This is a genomic window from Staphylococcus succinus, assembly GCF_029024945.1.
Classification (GTDB): Bacteria; Bacillota; Bacilli; order Staphylococcales; family Staphylococcaceae; genus Staphylococcus; species Staphylococcus succinus.
The window spans coordinates 1,385,932-1,410,263 of sequence record NZ_CP118976.1; the positions used below are offsets into that span (position 1 = coordinate 1,385,932).

24 protein-coding genes and 1 riboswitch are annotated in these 24,332 nt (G+C 32.9%); of the genes, 19 read left to right on the forward strand and 5 right to left on the reverse strand.

Annotated elements, in window-relative coordinates; genetic code table 11:
* Positions 1-55: 55 nt before the first annotated feature.
* A complete protein-coding gene (gene rnz / locus PYW31_RS06810; protein ID WP_046836505.1) occupies positions 56-976 on the forward strand; it encodes a ribonuclease Z in 921 nt (306 codons plus the stop codon).
* An 88-nt stretch (positions 977-1,064) separates the two neighbouring features.
* Here the strand turns inward: rnz and proC are convergent, their stop codons facing one another.
* The gene (gene proC, locus PYW31_RS06815; protein WP_046836504.1) at positions 1,065-1,880 is read right to left on the reverse strand and encodes a pyrroline-5-carboxylate reductase; all 816 of its coding nucleotides are present in this window, start codon (positions 1,878-1,880) and stop codon (positions 1,065-1,067) included.
* 142 nt (positions 1,881-2,022) lie between these two features.
* Here proC and PYW31_RS06820 point away from each other — a divergent pair, with 142 nt between their 5' ends.
* A complete protein-coding gene (locus PYW31_RS06820) occupies positions 2,023-2,781 on the forward strand; it encodes an SDR family NAD(P)-dependent oxidoreductase (protein WP_046836503.1) in 759 nt (252 codons plus the stop codon).
* 96 nt (positions 2,782-2,877) lie between these two features.
* On the opposite strand, the gene PYW31_RS06825 is transcribed toward PYW31_RS06820, so the two are convergent.
* Positions 2,878-3,792, reverse strand: coding sequence for an aldo/keto reductase (locus tag PYW31_RS06825; RefSeq protein ID WP_046836502.1), 915 nt, complete (start codon positions 3,790-3,792; stop codon positions 2,878-2,880).
* 241 nt (positions 3,793-4,033) lie between these two features.
* Between PYW31_RS06825 and PYW31_RS06830 the strand changes: the two genes are divergently transcribed.
* From PYW31_RS06830 to xerD, 3 genes are all read left to right on the forward strand, one after another.
* Positions 4,034-4,576, forward strand: a complete 543-nt coding sequence (locus PYW31_RS06830; protein ID WP_046836501.1) for an NUDIX hydrolase — start codon at positions 4,034-4,036, stop codon at positions 4,574-4,576.
* Between the two features lie 104 nt (positions 4,577-4,680).
* Positions 4,681-5,127 (forward strand): ferric iron uptake transcriptional regulator, encoded by a 447-nt coding sequence (fur, locus tag PYW31_RS06835; RefSeq protein WP_046836500.1) that lies wholly within the window; start codon positions 4,681-4,683, stop codon positions 5,125-5,127.
* Positions 5,128-5,167: 40 nt separating this feature from the next.
* Entirely contained in the window at positions 5,168-6,055 is an 888-nt protein-coding gene (gene xerD / locus PYW31_RS06840; RefSeq protein WP_046836499.1) for a site-specific tyrosine recombinase XerD, read from the forward strand.
* Positions 6,056-6,162: 107 nt separating this feature from the next.
* Here xerD and PYW31_RS06845 read toward each other — a convergent pair whose 3' ends face one another.
* Entirely contained in the window at positions 6,163-6,666 is a 504-nt protein-coding gene (locus PYW31_RS06845) for a DUF309 domain-containing protein (protein ID WP_046836498.1), read from the reverse strand.
* Between the two features lie 94 nt (positions 6,667-6,760).
* On the opposite strand from PYW31_RS06845, the gene PYW31_RS06850 reads away from it, so the two are divergent.
* From PYW31_RS06850 to PYW31_RS06875, 6 genes are all read left to right on the forward strand, one after another.
* Positions 6,761-7,495, forward strand: a complete 735-nt coding sequence (locus tag PYW31_RS06850) for a segregation and condensation protein A (RefSeq protein WP_046836497.1) — start codon at positions 6,761-6,763, stop codon at positions 7,493-7,495.
* Positions 7,479-8,027, forward strand: coding sequence for an SMC-Scp complex subunit ScpB (scpB, locus tag PYW31_RS06855; RefSeq protein ID WP_046836496.1), 549 nt, complete (start codon positions 7,479-7,481; stop codon positions 8,025-8,027). The genes PYW31_RS06850 and scpB overlap by 17 nt, the downstream gene beginning before the upstream one ends.
* Complete coding sequence (locus PYW31_RS06860) at positions 8,020-8,757, forward strand: pseudouridine synthase (protein ID WP_046836495.1); 738 nt, start codon at positions 8,020-8,022, stop codon at positions 8,755-8,757. Before scpB ends, PYW31_RS06860 begins: the two co-directional genes overlap by 8 nt.
* Before the next feature lie 135 nt (positions 8,758-8,892).
* Entirely contained in the window at positions 8,893-9,618 is a 726-nt protein-coding gene (locus PYW31_RS06865; protein ID WP_046836494.1) for a response regulator, read from the forward strand.
* Positions 9,602-11,368, forward strand: coding sequence for an ATP-binding protein (locus PYW31_RS06870; RefSeq protein WP_046836493.1), 1,767 nt, complete (start codon positions 9,602-9,604; stop codon positions 11,366-11,368). The genes PYW31_RS06865 and PYW31_RS06870 overlap by 17 nt, the downstream gene beginning before the upstream one ends.
* Positions 11,369-11,590: 222 nt before the next feature.
* A riboswitch (FMN riboswitch) is annotated at positions 11,591-11,726 on the forward strand.
* A gap of 65 nt (positions 11,727-11,791) precedes the next feature.
* On the forward strand, positions 11,792-12,337 hold the full coding sequence (locus PYW31_RS06875) for an ECF transporter S component (RefSeq protein WP_046836492.1): 546 nt from the start codon (positions 11,792-11,794) through the stop codon (positions 12,335-12,337).
* A gap of 245 nt (positions 12,338-12,582) precedes the next feature.
* Here the strand turns inward: PYW31_RS06875 and PYW31_RS06880 are convergent, their stop codons facing one another.
* Positions 12,583-12,831: a ferredoxin gene (locus PYW31_RS06880; protein WP_046836491.1), complete on the reverse strand. Its 249-nt coding sequence runs from the start codon at positions 12,829-12,831 to the stop codon at positions 12,583-12,585.
* A 109-nt stretch (positions 12,832-12,940) separates the two neighbouring features.
* On the opposite strand from PYW31_RS06880, the gene PYW31_RS06885 reads away from it, so the two are divergent.
* The 4 genes from PYW31_RS06885 to ypdA all read left to right on the forward strand — a co-directional run bounded on the left by PYW31_RS06885 (position 12,941) and on the right by ypdA (position 18,473).
* Entirely contained in the window at positions 12,941-13,906 is a 966-nt protein-coding gene (locus PYW31_RS06885) for a helix-turn-helix domain-containing protein (protein WP_046836490.1), read from the forward strand.
* Positions 13,893-15,272: a RecQ family ATP-dependent DNA helicase gene (locus PYW31_RS06890; protein ID WP_046836489.1), complete on the forward strand. Its 1,380-nt coding sequence runs from the start codon at positions 13,893-13,895 to the stop codon at positions 15,270-15,272. Before PYW31_RS06885 ends, PYW31_RS06890 begins: the two co-directional genes overlap by 14 nt.
* Positions 15,273-15,420: 148 nt before the next feature.
* Positions 15,421-17,274: a LysM peptidoglycan-binding domain-containing protein gene (locus PYW31_RS06895; RefSeq protein ID WP_046836488.1), complete on the forward strand. Its 1,854-nt coding sequence runs from the start codon at positions 15,421-15,423 to the stop codon at positions 17,272-17,274.
* A gap of 212 nt (positions 17,275-17,486) precedes the next feature.
* Positions 17,487-18,473, forward strand: coding sequence for a bacillithiol disulfide reductase YpdA (gene ypdA, locus PYW31_RS06900; RefSeq protein WP_046836487.1), 987 nt, complete (start codon positions 17,487-17,489; stop codon positions 18,471-18,473).
* Positions 18,474-18,571: 98 nt separating this feature from the next.
* Here ypdA and PYW31_RS06905 read toward each other — a convergent pair whose 3' ends face one another.
* Positions 18,572-19,546, reverse strand: coding sequence for an asparaginase (locus tag PYW31_RS06905; RefSeq protein WP_046836486.1), 975 nt, complete (start codon positions 19,544-19,546; stop codon positions 18,572-18,574).
* A 78-nt stretch (positions 19,547-19,624) separates the two neighbouring features.
* On the opposite strand from PYW31_RS06905, the gene cmk reads away from it, so the two are divergent.
* The 4 genes from cmk to PYW31_RS06925 all read left to right on the forward strand — a co-directional run bounded on the left by cmk (position 19,625) and on the right by PYW31_RS06925 (position 24,274).
* Positions 19,625-20,281: a (d)CMP kinase gene (gene cmk / locus PYW31_RS06910; RefSeq protein WP_046836827.1), complete on the forward strand. Its 657-nt coding sequence runs from the start codon at positions 19,625-19,627 to the stop codon at positions 20,279-20,281.
* 301 nt (positions 20,282-20,582) lie between these two features.
* Complete coding sequence (gene rpsA / locus PYW31_RS06915; protein WP_046836485.1) at positions 20,583-21,764, forward strand: 30S ribosomal protein S1; 1,182 nt, start codon at positions 20,583-20,585, stop codon at positions 21,762-21,764.
* 183 nt (positions 21,765-21,947) lie between these two features.
* On the forward strand, positions 21,948-23,258 hold the full coding sequence (gene der, locus PYW31_RS06920; protein ID WP_046836484.1) for a ribosome biogenesis GTPase Der: 1,311 nt from the start codon (positions 21,948-21,950) through the stop codon (positions 23,256-23,258).
* A gap of 17 nt (positions 23,259-23,275) precedes the next feature.
* Positions 23,276-24,274 (forward strand): NAD(P)H-dependent glycerol-3-phosphate dehydrogenase, encoded by a 999-nt coding sequence (locus tag PYW31_RS06925; RefSeq protein WP_046836483.1) that lies wholly within the window; start codon positions 23,276-23,278, stop codon positions 24,272-24,274.
* The last annotated feature ends 58 nt before the right edge of the window (positions 24,275-24,332 follow it).

Consider the following 24,332-nt stretch of genomic DNA (forward strand, 5'->3'; position numbering starts at 1 on the left):
TATATTTTTTTATATTTAATATGATAAAATGTGAACAAGAAGAGGAGGCATATGCATGGAAATCACATTTTTTGGTACGAGTGCAGGTCTACCAACTAAAGAAAGAAACACACAAGCGATTGCATTAAATTTAGAGCCTTATTCAAATAGTATTTGGTTATTTGATGTAGGGGAAGGAACACAGCATCAGATACTACATCACTCTATAAAATTAGGCAAAGTAGATCATATATTTATAACGCATATGCATGGTGATCACATTTTTGGTTTGCCTGGCTTATTAACTAGTCGGTCATTTCAGGGTGGGGAAGGTAAGCCTTTGACAGTTGTGGGACCAAAAGGTATAAAATCCTTTATTGAAACAACATTAAAGTTATCTGAATCTAAATTAAATTATCCAATCACATATATAGAAATAGAAGATCACCTTTCATATCAGCACAATGGATTTAACGTTGAAGCACATATGTTAAATCATGGTATCCCATCTTTTGGTTATAGAATAGAAGCACCTTATACATCAGGTAAAATTGATGTTGAGGCACTGAAGAAAATTGGCCTCGAACCAGGTCCAAAATACCAAGATGTGAAGAATAACGAAACTTTTGAGTATAATGGTCTCATTTATAATTCAAATCAATTTAAAGGTGATGCGATAAAAGGGCCTGTAATTGCAATATTTGGAGACACTATGCCATGTAGAAATGAATTTTTAATCGCTCGTGATGCGACGGTTATGGTTCATGAAAGTACATATATTGACGGTGACAAAATGTTAGCGAATAATTACCATCATAGTCATATAGATGATGTATTTAATTTAATAGAAGAAGCTCATGTAGGGTATACGCTTATTACACATATTAGTAATCGCTATACAGCAACTGAAGTTGAAGCGATTAGTCAATCTTTAAAGGCAAAAGCTTCGACACCACCGTTTATCTTTGTTAAAGATTTTGATGCTTGGTCATTTTAAATAACTGACTTAATATAACAAATAAAAGCTGGTGAACACCATAAACGTGTTCACCAGCTTTTATTTGTTATAAATTTATTTAAAGTGCTTAATCTTCATCTTGACTTGCTAATTCAACACTTCTATTTACTGCAGAACGCAAACAATCTTCAAATATACTTTCTAAATCATATTGCGAAAGTGCATTCAAACCAGCTTGTGTTGTGCCACCTTTAGAAGTAATGTTTTTGCGTAATTGTTCCATACTTAAATCTGAACGTTCAATCATTTTACTCGTTCCAATAATTAAGTTACGGATAGATTCTTCAACTTGTGATTTTTCAAGTCCTAAACGTGTGCCTGCTGTTACGTATTGTTCAAATACGTGATAAAGAAATGCAGGGCCACTTCCAGTAATTGCAGTTACTTGATGTAAATGATCTTCAGAAACTTCAATTGCTGAACCAAAGGCGTTAATTAAATCGTCTACTTCATCTTTGGATTTCGGTCCGAAATTACTTGAAAAACTAATTCCAGTTACAGAATGGCCTACGTGTGCATTTGTATTAGGCATAATACGCGCAATCGGATTATCTGAACCCAGTTGCTCACGAATGTAACTCATTGGTAATCCAGCCATAATAGAGATGAATTTATTTTTCTCGCTTACATAAGGTTGAATACGCTCAGCTAATGCATCAAAATCATAAGGCTTAGTGCCTAAAAATATATAATCAGCATCTTTAAGTAAGGCTTCATCATCATAACTATAATTGACACCCAATTCATCAGCATACGCTTTAAGTGCAACTTCATTAGACCTGTTTGTTAAATAAATATCGTTAGATTCAATAATTTTTGAATTTACGATACCTGTAAATATTGCATGTGCCATATTACCAGCACCATAAAATACTAGTTTCATGTGAACTTTTCACTTCCTCTAAGTTTTTATGTTCCTATCGTAACATAGTTTTGAAATATGGCTAATGTTTTCATTGAAGACATGACAGATTACCGATATTTCACTTATAATATGTATAAATCGATAAAGGGTAGGGATAATAATGATAGGTAAGCATTATGTATTAACTGGAGGTACGAGCGGACTAGGACGCTCGATATTATGTAACTTATTAAATAAAAAAGCTTATGTAACAGTATTAGCACGTAATCCACACAAATTAGATGACCTGAAGGTACAATACGGCACTGATCATTTGAACATCATTCAATGTGATTTACAATCTAAATCACAAATATTAAATCTCAAAAATTATTTTAAAAATCAAAATATCGATGGTTTGATTTATAGTTCTGGTTTAGGTTATTTTAAATCAATAGCTCAACATTCACTCGATGAAATGACTGAAACATATACATTGAATATCATCAATTTCAATATACTTTTAGCTACCATCCAACCTTATTTTAGCGCGTATCCAACGATTGTTGGCATAGGGAGTCAGTCTGCATTTTTAACGCAAGCCTATGCTGCGCATTATGGTGCAAGTAAAGCCGCTTTTAATCAAGTACTCAATGCTCTGAGACTTGAGCATCCCAATTACCATATACTTACTGTAAATACTGGTCCGATAGCAACACCTTTTCATGAAAAAGCAGACCCTTCGTTAATGTATGCGCAAAAATATAAAGCTATTATGTTGGAACCTAATAAATTAGCGCAACAAATCGTAAATGGAATGATATATGGTAAATATGAAATTAATGAACCTAAGTGGATGCATAGAATGTTAAAACTATATCAATTAGCTCCTAGATTACTAGAAAAATACTTTACTTCATTTTTTAAAAACAAAGGCTAGTCACATAGGTAATATGATAAATTAAAAAGCGTTAACGCAATCTATATGGAAATATTATTATCCAGACAGAATTGTGTTAACGCTTTTTAATTAAGTTTATTTAAGGTGTTGCGTATATTCTAAGTTTTTAACGCGTCCACGAGCAGCTTTTAATATCTCGAAGCTTATTTCTTTAGAAGCCTCATAATTGTTGATGTTTTCATCTAGTTGTTCAATACTACTAGCCCCAACAATAATTGAACCGATTGGATCTTTAGAAGTAAGATATTTAAAAGTAAGTCCAGTTAAATTGCTTTCTACCTCTTTAACAGAAGCAATCGTTTCGCCTAATTCTTGATTACTATATTCAAAAACACCATCTCTGAATTTACTATCTAATGCATGATTGCTATTGGCAGTTAACAACCCTTTAAACACTGGTCCTCGCGCTAATACTTTAACATTTTTAGCGTGGATAGCATTCAATAATGCTTCTGGTCTATTATCAATTAAATTTAATTGAGACATCAATGTTTCAATTTCACTATGCTCTAAATAATAATCTATGACATTTGGACGAATAGAAGAGATGCCGTAAGCACGTATCACGCCTTCTTTTTTTAATTCATCAAAGGCACTTATTGTTTCATCTAGTGGATCATCAATTGTGCCACCATGTAATTGATATAAATCTAAATGATTTAGACCTAATCTTTGTAAGGAAGATTTAACGGCAGTTTTGATGTACTTTTTAGAAGGATCCCAAAACGTTGAACCATCATCTGCTAAATGGTTACCAACTTTTGTACCAATGACAATATCATCTCTATTTTGATATTTTTTAAGTGCTTGACCAACAATTTCTTCATTTATTCCTTTATCATATATATCCGCTGTATCAAAATAAGTGATACCGTGTTCGATGGCACGTTCAATGATAGGTTCTGCTTGTGCATAATTTGTACCTAAACTCATACAACCTAAACCTATTTCAGAAATTTCAATACCACTTTTTAATATATTTTTTTGCATGTCTTTTCCCCTTTCGATACACTATTCTATAGGTTAGGAACATAATAAAATTACATAAATTCATTTGAAATAGATTAAATTTCTCATAAAAACTAAGTATTAAAAGCTATTATCAATACGATAACGTATCATAAAGTAATTCCAAGTAAATATTAACCGATAATTAATTTTACTATTCCCATGTTAACCAACATGTTAATCTTAACAATAACTCAAATTAATTAAAAGGAACGTGATTGCAATGAACTTATACGAAAAAACAATACATAAAAATTCTATTTACAACGGTGCCATTATTGACTTAGAAGTTCATGATGTAGTGTTACCCGATGGTCAGACATCTAAACGAGAATTGGTGTATCATAATGGTGCTGTGGCTGTATGTGCGATAACACCGAGCAACGAAGTTATCCTTGTAAAACAATTTCGCAAGCCTGCAGAAAAGGTAATGCTAGAAATTCCAGCTGGCAAATTAGAGCTAAATGAAATTAGAGAAGAGGCAGCCAAACGAGAATTAGAAGAAGAGACTGGGTATATTGCAGAAAATTTAGAGTTAATTACTGAAATGTACGGTTCACCTGGATTTTCAAATGAAAAAATATCTATTTATTTAGCAAAAGATTTAAAAAAAGGCGAAATGAATTTAGATGATGATGAATTCATAGAACTTGAATTTTATCACTTAAAAGATATAAATAAGTTATTACAAAGCCAGGAATTAGAAGATGCTAAGACGATTATTGCCTTACAACATCTATTACTTAATTATAATCATTACAATTAAGGTGCCGAACATACTTGCGTATTTTATCAATTACTGGTATTTTATATATAAATCATTATGTAAATTAAAATGATTATAATTATTAGTAGGGGAGTGAGGCTTCCGTGGAAGAACGATTAAATCGCGTGAAGCAACAATTACAACAATCATCTTATAAATTAACGCCACAGCGTGAGGCGACTTTGAGAGTTCTAATTGAAAATGAAAAAGACCATTTAAGCGCTGAAGACGTCTATTTAAAAGTTAAAGATAAGGCGCCGGAAATCGGACTAGCTACTGTTTATCGTACACTAGAATTGTTAGCAGAATTGAAAGTAGTAGATAAAATTAATTTCGGAGATGGTGTAGCTCGCTTTGATTTACGTAAAGAAGGTGCAAAGCATTTCCATCATCATCTTGTATGTATGGAATGTGGCAAAGTAGATGAAATAGAAGAAGATTTATTGCCTAAGGTCGAAGATAAAGTTGAACATGATTTTAACTTTAGAATATTAGATCATCGTCTTACGTTTCATGGCGTATGTTCAGATTGCCAAGCCAAAGGTAAATAATCACAGAAATTCATACGCTTTTATAAATAGAGGTGGTTAAATGGATACGATTATTGATGAATTTTTAAAATTCATTCAGCTAGAAAAAGGATTAAGTGCTAATACTATCGGGGCTTATAGAAGAGATCTACGCAAATACGAAACATTTTTAGCAGACCAAAAAATAAGTCACATAGATTTTGTTGATAGACAAATGATTCAGCAATGTCTAGGTCATTTGCACGACGAAGGCGCTTCTGCAAAATCTTTAGCACGTTTTATCTCTACAGTTCGAAATTTTCATCAATTTGCTTTACGTGAAAAATACGCTGCTAAAGATCCAACAGTATTAATAGAAACGCCGAAGTATGATAGGAAATTACCTGATGTATTAGAAATAAATGAAGTTATTGATTTATTAGAAACACCTAATCTTTCAAAAAACAATGGTTATAGAGACCGCACAATGCTAGAATTATTATATGCAACAGGTATGCGTGTATCAGAACTGATACAAATTGAGCTAGAGGATGTAAATCTTATCATGGGCTTTGTTAAGGTATTTGGTAAAGGTAATAAAGAACGTATTGTCCCACTTGGTGATGCGGTCATTGAATACTTAACTCTGTACATGGAAAATATACGCCCCCAATTATTGAAACACACTGTAACCAATGTATTATTTTTAAATATGCATGGTAAACCATTATCCAGACAAGCAATCTGGAAAATGATTAAACAGTATGGTATCAAGGCTAATATTAACAAAACTTTAACACCACATACATTAAGGCATTCATTTGCCACGCACTTACTTGAGAATGGTGCTGATTTACGTGCTGTACAAGAAATGCTTGGACATTCTGACATTTCAACTACACAATTATACACGCACGTTTCTAAATCACAAATTCGCAAAATGTATAATGAATTTCATCCACGTGCATAAACACAGACAAGTTTATTCGGCGAATAGCTTGTCTGTGTTTTTGTGTTTTTAAGATGTTCGAGGTAATTGTATGGTTAATAATTACAATGTTAATTGTTGGTAGATATTTATCTTTTTGCGCGTCGATTATTTAATGCTTGTTGGCGGGCCTGATGTACTTCAGTTCGATCCCTTTCTAGATGATGATTGACAATATAACTATCTTCAACTTTGATAGGGACTAATGTAAAGTCAGGATAGCGTTCTAATACAGATTGTTTCATAGTCTTAGTTAAAGGTAATTGAATTGGCAGAAATGGATTTCCCTTTTCAACAGCTGTTATTAGTGTTTGAATTACTTTCTCATAAGCGTCTATTTGGATGCCTAGGTGATGAGTGATGGTACTATGGTTAATCACACGTAACGCTTTATTAAAAGATCTGACTGCACCGACATTATTTTCACGACGATAGTGATAACAACCTGTAGCCAGTAAAATTAAACTGACGACAGCATCATCTTTACTATAATAAGGGTTCTCTTTCCATGCCTCTTCTAAAATATCATGGCATAGAAAGTAGTGTTGCTTGGTATGAAATTGATAATAAAATTCTTGTAATGCATTTTCCATAATAAAAACCGCTCCAAATTTAAATGTTTACTGTAAACATGCTATAATATTTTAGTGAAATACGCACTTAACTTGCAATATGAGGTAGATAAATATGTACGAAGTAAAACTAGATGCTTTTAATGGTCCTTTAGACTTATTATTGCATCTCATACAAAAAATTGAAATTGATATTTATGATATCCCGATGAAATCTTTAACTGAACAATATATGCAATATATTCACGCCATGAATCAATTAGAGATTAATGTTGCCAGTGAATATTTAGTTATGGCCTCAGAATTACTTATGATTAAAAGTAAAATGCTATTACCGCAATCAGATGAAGTGGATGAATTAGATGATGATCCACGTGATGATTTAGTTGGAAGGTTAATCGAATATCAAAACTACAAAGCATACACAGAAATATTGAATGATAAAAAATCCGAACGCGCCAACTATTATTCAAAGCACCCAACGGATTTAACACATTTAGAATCTAATGAAACTTGGAATCCCGACAATACTATTGATTTAACTGAATTAATCATCGCATATCAAAAAGTGAAAAACCGCGTTGACTTTAATACCCCAAAAACTGTGGACATACGTAAAGAAACTTTTACAATACAACAAGCAACCTCACAAGTTAATGACCGTTTACAACAACATGATTCGTTCAATTTTTTTAGTTTGTTCAATTTTACTGAACCTATAGAAATGGTGGTTACGCATTTCTTAGCGATTTTAGAAATGTCTAAATCAGGGGTTGTTAACATTGAACAACTGAAAAGTTTTGATGATATCAATATATTAAGAGGAGTAAACTATGGCATTGAACTATAACGGTATACTAGAAGCATTACTCTATACAGCCGGTGATGAAGGCTTAGAAGAAAAACAATTACTTGAAATACTAGAAATAGATCGATCTACGTTGTCACAAATTGTTGCTGAATATGAAGCGGATGGTTTAGTGATTCAACACTTTGGTCAAACTTATGTGTTAACAACTAAGAAAGAGGCTTCGGACTATATAGAACGTTTAATTGAACAAAAGTCAAAAATGAAATTATCACAAGCAGCAATGGAATCTTTGTCCATTATTGCATATAACCAACCTTTATCGAGAAGTGATATAGAAATGATTAGAGGTATAAATTCTGATGGTGCTGTTAAAACATTAATTGCAAGAGGATTAATCGAAGCGAGAGATGAAGCCGATTCAAGAAGCCAACAACTTTATACTACTGAATTATTTTTAAATGTATTCGGTATTGAACATTTAGATGATTTGCCAACTACTGATGAAGAAGATGAAGAAATAGAAGCATTTTTCAGTAATTTAGTGAATCAAAAAGGAGAAAATAATGAATAAAGATTTAGAGAGATTACAAAAACGAATTGCAAATAGTGGGTATACTTCACGTCGTAAAGCCGAAGCCTTAATTTCAGAAGGTAAGGTAAAAGTAAATGGGTCTGTAGTTACAGAATTAGGTACAAAAGTAAAACCCTCAGATAACATTGATGTTGAAGGCATAAGATTAGAGCAAGAAGATAAGATATATATCTTGTTCTACAAACCTTCCCAAGTTATTACTAGCGTATCAGACGATAAAGGTAGAAAAGTAGTCACTGATTATTTCAAACAAATTAAAACAAGAATTTATCCAGTTGGACGTTTAGACTATGATACATCTGGTTTACTTTTATTAACAAATGATGGTGAATTTACAAACCTTATGACACACCCGCGTTATAAAATTAAGAAAAAATATATTGTTAAGCTAAAAGGGTATTTGATGCGTGAGGAAGTTAAAGCATTAGAACATGGTATCGATTTAGAAGATGGTAAAACACAACCAGCATTAGTTAAAGTGAAAAATCAAGATAAAGATAGAAATACTACACTTGTAGAAATTACTATTACAGAAGGACGTAATCGCCAAGTACGTCGTATGTTTGAACATTTTGGTCATGAAGTAACTAAATTACAGCGCATCGAATTTGGTCCATTAGATTTAAAAGGGCTTAATGCTGGTGAAGGAAGAGTTTTAACACCTCATGAAGTAAAAGTGATACGTCAATTAGCTGAACACGGTAAATAATTGTGAATATTTTCTAACAATTTTTATAGAATGAGAAAAAATTCACAAACTTTTCGTGTATAATCACTTTTCTTGTTTAACATATGCTATAATGTGATTGAATTTGAAAGTTAGCAGTGTGGGAGGTACATATGTATGTCAAATGAAATATTAATCGTAGACGATGAAGATAGAATTAGAAGATTGCTCAAATTATATCTTGAAAGAGAATCTTTTGAAATACACGAAGCAAGAGACGGTAAAGAAGCCTTTAAAATGGCGATGGAACATGATTATTCATGTATATTACTAGATCTGATGCTTCCTGAAATGGATGGTATCGTAGTCGCATCTCGTTTAAGAGAGCATAAAGAAACACCAATAATCATGCTTACTGCTAAAGGTGAAGAAACTAACCGTGTAGAAGGATTTGAATCTGGTGCTGATGATTATATTGTGAAACCTTTTTCTCCTCGTGAGGTCGTATTACGTGTTAAAGCACTCTTGCGACGTACACAAGTTGCTCATACAGAACAGAGTGAACCACATACACGTGATTTAATAGAATTTGATCACCTTGTTATTGATAACGATGCACATAGGGTATTAGCAGATGGAAATCAAGTCAATTTGACACCAAAAGAATATGAACTTTTAATTTTTCTAGCCAAAACGCCAAACAAAGTTTTTGATCGCGAACAACTATTAAAGAAAGTCTGGCATTATGAATTCTATGGTGACTTGCGTACCGTAGATACTCATGTTAAACGTTTAAGAGAGAAGCTTAATCGTGTGTCTGAAGAAGCGGCTTACATGATTCAAACCGTGTGGGGTGTCGGTTACAAATTTGAGGTAAAATCTAACGATGAGCCGACTCAATAATGTAGTTATAAAACTGTGGTTAACTATTATTTTTATAGTAACGACAGTTTTAATTTTACTTAGCGCAACGCTAGTTACGTTTATACAGTCTTATTTTACGCAAGAAACCGAAGACTCTTTACTTAAAGATGCTAAACGGATTAGCCAATTAGTTGCAACATCAGATAACAAAGCCACAGCAGTTGAACATAGTCGGAAACTTATCGAAGGACCAGTCGGTTTGATTATTATGAATGACAAACATATGCCCAATAATAATCAAGATGTGACTAAGAGAAAAATGTTCAAAGAAATCAAATCGAACAAGGATTACAATCGCGTATTTGATGAAGGCAAGCAAATTTCAGAACACGTGCCAGTTAGTGTCAATGGGCAGCAACGTACTTATGTGCTCATTGGTTATCCTTCAAAAAATTTAAATGCAAATAACGAGAAAGGCAACAACTATAGCGGAGTGTTTATATATCAAGATTTAAAAACGCTCGAAGATACAAATAATCTCATTACAATTATTATTTTAGTCATTGCAATTATATCTTTAGCAATAACAACTGTATTTGCCTTTTTCTTATCTTCTAGGATTACTAAGCCTTTACGTAATTTAAGAACACAAGCTTTGAAAGTTTCAAAAGGCGATTATTCACAAATCGTTCCAGTAAATTCTCGGGATGAAATCGGTGAATTATCTCGCGCTTTTAATACAATGAGCTCAGAAATACAACAACATATAGATGCACTATCTTCTTCCAAAAATATTCGAGATAGTTTGATTAATTCAATGGTTGAAGGGGTATTAGGCTTTAATGATAAAAAAGAGATTATCCTTTCTAATGACATGGCTCAAAATATTATTCAAATACTTGATGATTATTCTTTAGATAAATTAGATAGACAAAAAGAGTTAACGTTTAAAGATCAAAAAACACAATTTGAAGAATATGAAATAAATACACGTTACTTTGTAATCATAACGAGTTACATTGAACAAATTCAACCAGATGGCACCAGTGGTATTGTTGCAGTAATACGTGATATGACAAATGAACATAACATGGATCAGATGAAAAAAGATTTCATTGCGAATGTGTCACATGAACTTCGCACGCCTATTTCTTTACTACAAGGATATACAGAATCAATTGTAGATGGCATTGTAACAGAACCCGATGAAATACATGAATCATTGTCTATTGTCTTAGATGAAACGAAACGTCTTAATAGATTGGTAAATGAATTGCTCAATGTTGCTCGTATGGATGCTGAGGGCCTAACAGTCGATAAAAAAGTACAGCCAATTGATAGACTATTGAATAAAATGCAACTCAAATATCAAAAACTAGCCTTAGATTTGGAATTAAGTATTGATTTAAATCCAAATACAGACGGTGAACTTTGGTTTTATGATTCGGATAGAATAGAGCAAGTGTTAACTAATCTAATCGATAACGCTACAAGATATACAGACCCTGGAGATTCGATTACTATTAGTTGTGGTGAAACGGACACCGAAAACATCTTATACATCACTGATACAGGTAGTGGCATTGCACCTGAACATTTACAACAAGTTTTTGATCGCTTTTACAAAGTAGATGCTTCACGTAAAAGAGGTAAACAAGGAACTGGGTTAGGTCTATTCATTTGTCGCATGATTATAGATGGTCACGATGGTAGCATCGATGTTAAAAGTGAACTTAGTAAGGGCACTCAATTTATCATTAAATTGCCTAAAGTCAATACAGATAAATAACAGTTTATACGCTAAACAGCACTAAAGGTATTGGTAAACTCACCCAGACCTTTGGTGCTGTTTTTATTGTGATATCATAATGGACGCTATGCTTTAATTCGTTAGCACTTAGTTGAACGTCATATGTCTCTTTTGTTTTCTATGTTTGATTATATATATTTAGAGCAATTCTATTGTTTTTACCTGAGTATTAAGCTATGATATATTTATAAAATTTATAATATTCGTCTTCGGGGTAGGGTGTAATTCCCAACCGGCAGTAATGAAAGCCTGCGACCCACTTATGTTTCACAAAATGAGTGGCTGATCTAGTGAGAATCTAGAGCCGACAGTATAGTCTGGATGGGAGAAGATGGAGGGTTGTTTGTTATGCGGTTAAATCCTCCTATTCTGTGTAAGATGAATGGAAGGAGATAATTGAATATGCAACAACAAAACAAACGACTTATTACAATAAGCATGTTGAGTGCTGTAGCTTTTATATTGATGTTTATAAAATTCCCAATACCTTTTTTACCACCTTATTTAACATTAGATTTTAGTGATGTGCCAGCGCTATTGGCTACTTTTACTTTAGGACCGGTAGCAGGTATTATAGTGGAATTTATTAAAAACTTATTGAACTTTTTATTTAATGTAGGTGACCCAGTAGGTCCAATAGCTAACTTCTTAGCTGCAACCAGCTTCTTGATTACTGCTTATTTCGTAACTAAACAAAAACATAATTTGAAATCTTTAATAACAGGTTTAACTGTGGCTACGTTAGTAATGACCATCGTATTAAGTATTTTAAACTATTTTGTATTATTACCGTTATATGGCATGATAATGAATTTATCCCATGTCGTTGAAAATATTAAAATAGTAATTGTTTCAGGTGTAATACCATTTAATATCATTAAAGGCGCTATTATTTCGTTCATATTTATTATTTTATATAGACGATTAAAAAATGTATTACCAAAATAAATTAGCATACATCAGCGCTATCAATAACAAAAATAGAAGCAGCACTTTAGCATTTATGTTAAAGTGCTGCTTCTATTTATTTATAAATAAAAATTAGCATGCCCAATGGAATTTGGGCACACTAACTCATATCGTTGCTTTATATCAAATTTAAACTTTATGCTACCATAGAGTTTGTCTTAAAGGTCTTTTAGATATCTTGTAAAATCCCAATAAAATATACGAGAATAATAACTTAAAGGTTATTATTCAAATTTTAGTGCATCTCCATCGAATGATTCTTCTTCAATCTTAATTGAATCAGTTGGACAACCTTCTAATGCATCTTCCATATCTTCGTATAATTCTTCGGGCACTTCTGCTGTACCTTTATTGTCGTCTAGTATTACGTATGCAATACCTTCGTCATCATAGTCATATATATCAGGGGCAGCGGCACCACAAGCACCACATGCAATGCATGTATCCATATCGACAATTGTATATTTAGCCAATTTCTTCGCCTCCTTTGACAAAAATGCTACAATAATAACACAATTATCATTGTAATCACTGTTTTTAGTTTTTTCAAATGTTTTCGTTTAATAGAATGAGGGATGATACATGTATAATATAATTCAATTTACACAAACTCACGCACATAGTTATAAAACAGAAAAAAGTATATTTAATATTATCATAGGAAAAAAATCACATCAAACCTTTTTTGATGCGTGTAGCCAACAATTACTATCATTATATCACAGCATGCCTAACTTAAAATATCCGTCATTCGAGCGATATTTTACTCAAGATAGTGCAGAAAGTAATCCAAACGATAGTATTACAACACATCCTCGACATACCTATGATAGTTTGATGAATACGTTTAAAGCATTACAACTTTTAACACAAACTATTTCCAATACTAAACATAATATATATCAATTTATACCTATTACTCAACATAGTACTGTACACCAGAAAGTTAAAAATGTATATAACGAAATAATTAATAATAACTTACATGAAAATTTTATTAAAGAGCTTCATGCATTATTTGAAGCAATCGTTACTACTAATGGCACAACCTATTTACATTATTATTTACAGGGTTATGAAGAAAGCATGTATACCAGACAGCAAGTCAGTTTAATCGAAGACATTTCACAAGAGCGCTTATTTGAACTCGAAATGATTGATTTGGTTACATTATTATATACTATTGAAAATAAAGAAAAGCACCCAATTTTACATAAACTTATCGTTTTACCAACCATATTAAATAAAACTGAACAAACGTATAAAGGATTACAACAAGGGTTAGATTTTGAGCAACTTGCTGTGCAACAACAAGTAAAAATAAATACAATTGAAGATCATATATTAGAATTATTTATCAAAGGCTATATTAAGGATTATACAAATTACCTTGAAACGACAAACTATATAGAATTTTTGAAATACTATGAAACACACCGTAATCAAAGATTACGCGAATATAAAGCGCTGTTTCCAAATCTTAGCTACTTTAACATTAAATTAGTGATTGTTGGCATAGAAAGGGGAGAATTAAATGTTACAACATGAGCTGAAAAAATGGTTTGGGTTTGAATCGTTTAAACCTGGCCAACAAGAAATTATAGAAAGTGTAATTGCTGATAAAGATACGCTCGGTATTTTGCCTACAGGAAGTGGTAAAAGTCTTTGTTATCAATTACCTACATATATAAAACAACAACCCACACTCATTATTTCTCCACTCATATCTCTAATGGATGACCAAGTGATGCAACTTAAGTCACATGGAGAACATAAAGTCAGTTGTATTCATTCTGGTATGGATGAAGATGAAAGAAGGTTAAATATCAACGCTTTATCAAACAGCCGCTTTATCTATTTAAGTCCAGAATTTATTTTACAGCCACAAAATTTCAAACTTATTAAAACATTGAATATTGGGATGGTTGTCTTAGATGAAGCGCACTGTTTATCAGAATGGGGATATGATTTCAGACCCCATTATGCACTTATTGGTAAAATTATTAATCAATTTCCTAAAGCGGCAGTGCTCGCTTTAACTGCGACAGCGCCACCACATTTAACATTTGATTTAAATCAAATGTTAAATAAAACATTCCATGTTATTAAAACGAGTATGAATAGAGATAACATTTCATTAACGCATAAAAATTTTCCTGATGACGATGAGAAATTAAAGTGGTTGTTACCAGCATTAGAAACAACAGGACCTACAATTATTTATGTATCATCTAAAAAGACATGTCTAAACTTAGCAAAGGAAATTTATAATTATGGTTTTTTGACTGGAATTTATCATGGTGATTTATCTTATCAAGAGCGACACACGGTGCAACATCAATTTATTAATAACGAAATCCCTATCATAGTTGCCACAAGTGCCTTTGGTATGGGGATCAATAAAAAAGATATACGAACAATTATTCACTATCATTTATCCACAAGCCCCTCTAATTATATGCAAGAAATTGGTAGGGCTGGCAGAGATGGTACGCATAGCCAAGCAATTAGTCTGTTTCAGCCGGATGACAGTTTTTTACTCGAAACTTTATTATTTACGGATATGATTTCCTCTGATGATATCAATGCTTTTGAAATAGGTACTTTTCTACCTCCAGATAAGCAAGATATTCTAGAAATATTAAATAGCTACTATTCTTTTTCTCAGCTAAGAACAATTTTTGAAGCGACATATCAACGTAAACGTAAAGGGTATATAAGAATGCTAGGTTATAAAAATTTAGATCAATGTAGAAGGTCATATATGATGGAGTTTTTTGGTGAGTCTATTGAAGAGAAGCCGAATCAATGCTGCGATAATGATTCTGAATTACATTCAATTCATCATTTAAACCGTAAAAAAGTAAAAAGAAAAATAAATTATACTGAAAAGTTACAAAATTTGTTTGAATAATCGACTATTACTTTACTTCACTTTTTCAAACAAGCTATAATACGAACTATAGGCTTGTATGAAAGTAAATATATTAAATAAATATATACATATTTACTACCTTTTAGGGTAAAACAGTATATACTTAAAATAAAAACAAGGAAGGATGATGAATTTGTCTAACAACAATTTTAAAGATGATTTTGAGAAAAATCGTCAATCCATTGATCCAAAAGAACATCCAGACAATAACAACGATTCAGTTAACAACTCAGTTGACAATGTAAAAGAGGAAGTGTCTGATAAATCAGATGAACAATTTCCTCCTAGAAATGCACAACGTAGACAACGCAGACGTGATACTGCAACGCATCAAAATTCACAAGAACAGCCTGAACAAGACGAACAACATGAGGATGTTCAAGACGAATCAAATCAACATCAAGATGCACATTCATCATCAAACTCACAAAGTGAATATGAAGACAATGATCATTCACGTGATAACAACTTAAATCAAACGTCTAAAAATGAACGTCAAACAAATGATGTGAATGAAGACCATTCTGAAGTTGATACTCATGTACAAAATGATAATGAATCCAGCAAAAAAGGTGCCGCTGTAGCCGGTGGTGCTGCCGCGACTGGCGCTGGTGCATATGCAGCTAGTAAGCACGATGGCAAGCAAGAATCACAAGTTGATGACAATGAGCATAATAAAGGTCAACGAGAATCTAATGACACACAAGACAATCAAGAAGATAATGATTCACGCGTACATGAAGATGAAAATCTAGATACAAATCAAAAGGGCTCTAAGACAAAAGGTGCTGCTGTAGCTGGTGGTGCTGCCGCTGGAGCGGGTACATCTGAAGCTGGCAAACATAAAGATCAAGCGCCGCAAGATAGTAAAGAAAATAGTGAGAATCAATCAAATAATGAACGTCAACAAGACAATCAAGAAGGTAATGATTCGCGCGAATCTGAAGATAAGAATTCGGATGATAGCCGAAAAGGTTCTAAAACAAAAGGTGCCGCTGTAGCTGGTGGTGCTGCCGCTGCAGGCGCTGGTGCATATGCAGCTAGTAAACATAAAGACAAAGATGCAAATAAAGAAGAAAAATCAGAGCAAAATAATAAAGATAAAAGTTCTACTAATAAAAAAGGTGCTACTGCTGGTGCCGCTGCCGCAGGTGCAGGCGCTGCTGGAGCAGGTCATTCAAATGGTAATGGCGGTAACGGCGGAAATAATAGTAACCACAACAATAACGATGATGATAAAAATAAAAAGAAAAAAGGTGGCTTATTAGGTAAGCTATTACCTATATTAGCTGCAATTTTAATATTAGCTGCAATCGGAATTTTCGGTGGCATGGCTTTAACTGGCAACAATGATGATAATAGTAAAAACGATGATCAAAAAACAGCAGATAATAAAGATAAAAAATCAGATTCAGATAAAGACAAAGATAAAGCAAAAGATTCAGATTCTAACAAAGATAATGACAAAGCGAATAATGATGATAAAGACAAAGCCGCATCTTCTTCTGATGACAATACTAGTTCAGATTCTGATAGTGCTTCATCAGAAGGTAATAGTAGCGCTGATAATTCTTCATCTGACCAAGGTAATGCTGATTCGCAAAGTTCAGAAAATAGTGGTTCAACTGAGCAATCAGACTCACAAAGCACGACAACTGGGGGATCAACTGATCAATCAGATTCACAAAGTACACAAAATAATCAAAGTGGACAAAACCAAACAGATCAAAGTCAAAGTAGTCAATCAGACGCTCAAAACAATAGTTCTTCAAGCCAAGCACAAGATAGCCAACAAAGTAGCGATCAATCAAACAGCACTTCTGGTCAAAGAACACATGTTGTAAACGGTCAAAACTTATACAGAATTGCAATTCAATACTATGGTGAAGGTACACCAGAAAATGTTGAAAAAATTAGAGCAGCGAATAACATTCAAGGTAACGACATTCATAATGGACAACGCTTAGTTATTCCACAATAAAATTTCTATAAAAACTGCCAACTTTTAATGATTAAAGTTGGCAGTTTTTATATTATTGTAAACATGATTTATAACTATGGATAAGAGCGCTATATATATAATTAAATGTGCATTGCTCAGAAGTATAGAGTTATAAAATTTCAACTTCTTTCATTTGGTTTTTCTAAAACTACTGGTATAATGTATTGGTGGTTAAAGGAGGACAATCAATTATGCAAACAGTTGAAAGTATAATCATTGGTGGCGGTCCTTGTGGATTAAGTGCTGCTATTGAACAAAAGAAAAAAGGTATAGACACATTAGTGATTGAAAAAGGAAATGTTGTAGACGCAATATACAATTATCCTACACATCAAACATTCTTTTCATCCAGTGATAAGCTTAGTATTGGGGATATTCCATTTATAGTAGAAGATAGCAAACCACACCGAAATCAGGCTCTAGTATATTACAGAGCTGTGGTTAAGTATCATCAATTGCGTATCAATGCTTTTGAAGAAGTCCTCACAGTGAAAAAAATTAATAACCGATTTACAATTACAACAACAGAAGATGTCTATCAATGTAGATTCCTTACTGTTGCCACTGGTTATTATGGTCATCATAATTCACTTGAAGTTGAAGGTGCTGAATTACCTAAAGTTAAACATTACTTCAAAGAAGCGCACCCGTATTTTGATCAAAACGTCGTTGTTATTGGTGGTAAGAACTCGGCAGTTGATGCAGCTTTAGAATTAGAAAAAGCAGGTGCCAATGTCACTGTGATTTATCGTGGTTCAGACTATCCTAAAGCGATAAAACCGTGGATATTACCAAATTTTGAGTCACTAGTACGTCATGAAAAAATAGAGATGGCATTCAATTCAAATGTGACAAAAATCACTGAAGATAGTGTGGTTTATGAACAAGATAATCAAAGCATTGAGATTCCGAATGATTACGTTTTTGCAATGATTGGCTATCATCCTGATTATGAATTCTTGGAATCTATAGGTATTGATATTAATACAAATGCATTTGGCACTGCACCCGTTTACAATAAAGAAACTTATGAAACAAATGTTGAAAATTGTTATATAGCAGGTGTCATAGCAGCTGGTAATGATGCAAACACTATTTTTATTGAAAATGGTAAATACCATGGTGGTATAATTACACAAAGTATTTTATCCAAAAAGCAAACACCTTTAGAATCATAAAAATATTTAGAATAAGGTACTTCGTATCATTCAGAATATTTTAAAGCAAAAGCGCCAACCTTTTATTTGTTAAAAGGTTGGCGCTTTTGTTATATGCTTTATAATTGAGATTCAAAATATTGCTTTAATTGTTCCATACTCAATGCATTACTTAAACCGACTAAAAGTTTTAATCTTGCTTTAGGACCGTTTAATCCATTCGAAAAAATTACGCCTTTGTTTGCTAATGTAACGCCACCACCTTCATAAGCATAAATCGGACCGACGATACCATTAAATGATCTAGATACAAGAATGATAGGGATGTCTTTTTCTAAGCACTTATCTAAACCATCGATACATGTTGGTGGCAAATTACCTTGACCTAAAGCTTCGATGATAATACCATCAACTTTCTGCTCACTGTGAAATGTGAGAACATCACTATTCATCCCCATATAAGCTTTAACTAAAGGTATATTTAAATTATGATTTATATCATTTAGAATCAAATGTTCGTATGGTTTATGATGAAATTGTACGCTGTTTTTAGTAACTACACCTAGAGGGCCATGATTAGGGCTTTGGAAAGTGTTAGTATTTGAGGTGTGTGTTTTAGTTACATTTCTAGCAGTATGAATTTCATCATTAAATACAACCATTACGCCCATATCTAATGACTCCTCACTCGTTGCAACTCTAATTGCTGAAATAAAGTTGTATAATCCATCAGAACCAATCTCGTTAGAGGAACGCATCGCACCTGTTATTGCTATAGGTTTAGAAATATTTATAGTCAAATCTAGCAAATATGCTGTTTCTTCTAAAGTATCCGTACCGTGTGTGATTACAAAACCATCATATTCACTGTTTATTGATGCATCCTCAATAATGTCTTTCAATTTTTCAACATACTGAATATTCATATGTGGCGATGGGACATTAAATGGTGTTATTTCGGTTACATCAGCATATTGCTTAATGACATCTTGATGATTGGATATTGGATTATCTTCATTTGTCACAACTTTATTTGATTCATCTTGTGACATGCTTATGGTACCACCTGTATGTATGACCAGAAGTTTTTTCATGCGGGCATTCCTCCTATTAATATAATACATATTTATGATAAAATATTATTCATCAAACAACAAGGAAGGTTTACTGAAATGAAACTAATTAATATTGCATTAGATGGACCTGCAGCTGCAGGAAAAAGTACAATAGCAAAGCTCGTTGCTGCTAAATTATCTATGATTTACGTAGATACAGGTGCAATGTACCGCGCTTTAACGTATAAATATTTACAGCAAAATAAAACTGAAGACTTTGATCAACTTATAAACACTTCTGAATTAGCGTTAACTTATGAAGAAGGTAAAGGCCAAAGGGTTATATTAGATCATAAGGATGTCACAGATTACTTGAGAGAAAATGATGTCACAAACAACGTTTCTTACGTAGCTTCTAAAGAACCAGTAAGAACTTTTGCGGTCAAGAAACAACAAGAACTTGCTGCGAAAAAAGGTATAGTAATGGATGGTAGAGATATAGGTACGGTCGTTTTACCAGATGCAGATTTAAAAGTTTATATGATTGCTTCTGTGGAAGAGCGTGCAATACGTAGACAAAAAGATAATGAACTCAGAGGTATCGAATCCACAGTAGAACAACTTGAACAAGAAATAGCTGAGCGAGATCATTATGATATGAATCGTGAAATTTCACCATTGAAAAAAGCGGATGATGCAATTACGCTTGATACAACTGGAAAAGACATAGACACAGTTACAAATGAAATTTTAAAAATGGTTGATGCAATCTGAGGATTTAAAGCGTATTTCTTCCAGTAATATCTCACTTCTATAATAAATTGTGTATTTTTGTTATATTATATTTTTAATGGGTATATAAATAAGGTACATTATTTCAAAGAATTTAGAACTACATTTATAAATAAATGTAAATATTGGGTAAAAATCATTAACTTTTAGTAATTGAAAAAACCGTATATTACAACTTTTTAACAAGTAGAATTGTCAATCTTTAAATAGAGGGGAATTTCTTGACAATTCTGTCAAATTATAAGATGTTATAATTATGTAGTGTAATAAGGAGGCAGACAAGATGACTGAAGAATTTAACGAATCAATGATTAATGATATTAAAGAAGGGGACAAAGTTACTGGCGAGGTTCTTGAAATTGAAGAAAAGCAAGTAATTGTGCACGTTAATGGTAGTAAATTTAACGGAATCATCCCTATAAGTCAACTTTCTACGCATCATATCGACAATCCAAGTGATGCAGTTAAAGTTGGGGACGAAATTGGTGCATATGTTACTAAAGTAGAGTATGACGAAGAAAATGAGACAGGTGCATATATACTTTCTAAACGTCAACTTGAAACAGAAAAATCATATGAATTTTTACAAGAACAATTAGATAATAATGAAACAATTGAAGCTAAAGTTACAGAAGTCGTAAAAGGCGGATTAGTTGTAGATGTAGGCCAAAGAGGCTTTGTACCAGCTTCATTAATTTCAACTGACTTCATTGAGGATTTTTCTGATTTTGAAGGACAAATTTTAAAATTAAAAGTTGAAGAATTAGATCCTGCAAATAATCGTGTCATACTTAGTCGTAAAGCAGTAGAAGCTTTAGAAAACGCAGAGAAAAAAGAGGCATTATTAGATTCACTTAATGAAAATGATGTCATCGAAGGAACTGTAGCTCGCTTAACTAACTTTGGTGCATTTGTCGACATTGGTGGTGTAGATGGTCTTGTTCACGTTTCTGAATTATCACATGAACATGTCAAATCACCAGAAGATGTAGTTGCGATTGGAGATAAAGTTAAAGTCAAAGTTAAGTCAATAGATAAAGATTCTGAGCGAATCTCATTATCTATTAAAGACACGTTACCAAGTCCTTTCGAATCTATTAAAGGTGAATTCAACGAGGGCGATGTTATTGAAGGGAAAGTTGTAAGATTAGCTGACTTCGGTGCATTTGTTGAAATTAAACCTGGCGTTCAAGGTTTAGTGCATATTTCTGAAATAAGTCATAAACACATTGGCACACCTAGTGAAGCATTAGAGCCTGGTCAAGTTGTTAGTGTGAAAGTGCTTAGTGTTGATATTGAAAGTGAACGTATCTCATTATCTATTAAAGCTACATTACCTTCAGAAGATGTCATCGAAAGTGACAAAGAAACAACAAAATCTTATTTGGATAGTAGTTCTGATGAAGAAGATAATCCAACTTTAGGTGACGTATTCGGAGATAAATTAAAAGATTTTAAATTTTAATACAAGTGTTTTATAAACTTTAAATCTTGTCCTAACCTTTATTTAGGATAAGATTTATTTTTATGCAAAAACTTAAAATAAAAATGACGCTAATATTACACCATTCAAGTATTTAATATTTCTTTTGATTTACATACCCCTTATGATAGAATTATAGAGATTAAATAAGAGAGGAAGTTAGTTATGACTAAACCTATAGTAGCAATTGTAGGCAGGCCCAATGTGGGTAAGTCAACAATTTTTAACAGAGTCGTAGGTGAACGTGTATCTATAGTAGAAGATACACCAGGTGTGACTCGTGATAGAATTTATTCATCAGGTGAATGGTTAACACATGATTTCAATGTTATTGATACAGGTGGTATTGAAATTGGAGATGCACCATTCCAAACACAAATTAAAGCTCAAGCAGAAATCGCAATTGATGAAGCTGATGTAATTATATTTATGGTGAATGTAAGAGAAGGATTGACACAAAGTGATGAAGTTGTAGCACAAATGCTATATAAATCAAAGAAACCAGTTGTTTTAGCAGTAAACAAAGTAGATAATCCAGAAATGAGAAGTGAAATTTATGATTTTTATTCACTTGGTTTTGGAGACCCTTATCCAATTTCTGGGTCACATGGATTAGGTTTAGGTGATTTACTAGATGAAGTAGTTAAACACTTTAAAGAAGAAGAAGAAGACCCTTATGATGACGATACAATCCGTTTGTCCATTATTGGACGTCCTAATGTTGGTAAATCTAGCTTAGTAAATGCAATACTCGGTGAAGACCGTGTAATCGTATCAAACGTAGCTGGCACAACACGCGATGCTGTGGATACTGAATATAGTTATGATGGGCAAGATTACGTATTAATTGATACTGCGGGAATGCGTAAAAAAGGTAAAGTGTATGAAAATACAGAAAAATATTCTGTTTTACGTGCCTTAAAGGCGATTGAACGTTCAAATGTGATCTTAGTTGTTATTGATGCTGATCAAGGCATCATTGAACAAGATAAACGCGTAGCTGGATATGCTCATGAAGAAGGTAAAGCAATAGTTATAGTAGTTAACAAATGGGATACAGTTGATAAAGACACAAATACTATGAAGAAATTTAAAGATGAAGTTCGTAAAGAATTTCAGTTTTTAGATTACGCTGAAGTTGCCTTTGTTTCTGCAAAAGAAAAACAAAGATTGAGAACTTTATTCCCATATATTCAACAAGCTAGTGAAAATCATAAAAAACGTGTGCAAAGTTCAACGTTAAACGAAGTAGTAACTGATGCTATCTCAATGAATCCAACACCAACTGATAAAGGTCGAAGACTTAACGTTTTCTATTCTACACAGGTAGCGATAGAGCCACCAACATTTATAGTGTTTGTAAACGATGTAGAATTAATGCATTTTTCTTATAAACGTTATCTTGAGAATCAAATCAGAGCAGCATTTGGATTTGAAGGCACACCAGTGCATATTATACCGAGAAAAAGAAATTAGTTAACGGAGGGGATTTAATGACTAAAGTTACAGTCTTTGGCACAGGAAGTTTTGGTACAGCACTAGCTAATGTATTAGCAGAAAATGGGCATCAAGTACTTATGTGGGGGAAAAATGAACACACTGTTTCAGAAATTAATGAACAACATATGAATAGTAAATACTTGAAACAAGCGAAACTTGATGTATCAATTGAAGCTACTTTAGATATAAATAAAGCTACGCATTTTTCAGAAATATATTTAATGGCATTGCCAACAAAAGCAATGAGAGAAGTGGCCACTGAAATCGATGCACTTTTATCATCTAAAAAAACATTTATACACGTAGCAAAAGGGATTGAAAATGATACGTTCAAACGTGTTTCAGAGATGTTAGAAGATTCTATATCGCCAGCTCATAACGCGGGTATTGGCGTGTTATCAGGACCTAGTCACGCGGAAGAAGTAGTGATTAAACAACCAACAACGGTTGCTGCTTCTTCTAAAAATGCTGAGGTAAGTCTATTAACGCAAGATTTATTCATGAATGATTATTTACGTGTTTACACTAATGATGATCTTGTAGGGGTAGAATTAGGTGGAGCACTTAAAAATATTATAGCTGTCGCTAGTGGAGTTATCACAGGTATGGGCTTTGGTGATAATGCTAAAGCTGCCTTAATGACAAGAGGATTAGCAGAAATTAGTCGTTTAGGCGAAAAATTAGGTGCAGATCCGATTACCTTCTTAGGCCTAGGAGGCATTGGTGATTTAATTGTTACATGTACTTCCACACATTCAAGAAATTTCACTTTAGGATATAAGTTAGGTGAAGGTAAATCTTTAGATGAAGCACTAAATGAAATGAATATGGTAGTAGAAGGTGTGTATACAACGAAATCTGTTTATCACTTAGCAAAAGAACAGGGTGTAGAAATGCCTATCGCTGAAGCGCTTTACAGCGTTTTATTCGAAAATAGACCCGTTACTGAAAGTGTCAAAGATTTAATGGGACGCGGAAAAAAAGCAGAATAAAAAGGTATTATTACACAATTTAAAAAATATATAACAATTTGGCATCTAAATCCCATTA